Origin of the sequence: Clostridium tarantellae (assembly GCF_009295725.1) — a bacterium.
Classification (GTDB): Bacteria; Bacillota; Clostridia; order Clostridiales; family Clostridiaceae; genus Sarcina; species Sarcina tarantellae.
The window spans coordinates 1-816 of record NZ_WHJC01000569.1; the positions used below are offsets into that span (position 1 = coordinate 1).

The 816-nt window shown below is 24.0% G+C and carries 2 protein-coding genes; both read right to left on the reverse strand.

What is annotated here, in order from left to right; all coding sequences use genetic code 11:
• Nucleotides 1–312 (reverse strand): hypothetical protein (locus GBZ86_RS16400; protein ID WP_152892442.1); only part of this gene is annotated, 312 nt, incomplete at its 3' end.
• A gap of 2 nt (nt 313–314) precedes the next feature.
• Complete coding sequence (locus tag GBZ86_RS16405; protein WP_152892444.1) at nt 315–683, reverse strand: GntR family transcriptional regulator; 369 nt, start codon at nt 681–683, stop codon at nt 315–317.
• Between the last annotated feature and the right edge of the window lie 133 nt (nt 684–816).

Here is an 816-nt window from a genome sequence, read left to right on the forward strand (position 1 = left end):
CAAAGGAAGAATACTAATTATTTTTATATCTTTAAAAAAAGTCCAATAATAAGCACCACATAATATAAATCCACATATAGGAGCAATTATTTGTGACATAATATAGAATATAAAAATAAAAGGCATATAAATAGTTTTACTTAAAGTGGAAATATTAAAATAAATAGAAGTCCCTTCTTTTGTTAAAGGTTCTACAGTTACTACTAAAGACAAATATGACATTATAGCACATATAAAATAGAAAAAAACTAAAAAAATCATACCCTGAATCCAAGGATTTAAAAATAAAAATTTTTTATGTAAATTTTTCATTATTATCCCTCCAAATTTTCGATTATTTTTATAGTCTCTTCTTTAGTTATACCTAAATCCTTCATATCATTAAGAAATTTTATTGCAAGTTCCTCACCCATTTCATTTTTTAAAGATGTAAAATCACCTACTTCTTCACTTACAAAAGAACCCATACCCCTTTTAGTAAAAGTTATACCCTCTTTTTCTAATTCACTATAAGCTCTATGAAGAGTATTTGGGTTAACTTCTAGTAATGAAGCCATTTCTCTTACAGAAGGAAGTTTATCACCAGCTCTTAAATATCCTATAGCTATATTTCTTTTTACTAGATTAATTATTTGTAGATATATTGGTTCTGTGTTATTGAATTGAAAATTCCATATACTCAACTTAAAATCTCACCACCTGTACTACTGTTATATTTAAATAGTACACTAATACTGTAGTAATGTAAAGCATTTAGAGAAATTATATTTTAAAATAGTTGTATAATTTTATTAAAATATAAATAATATTAAATAT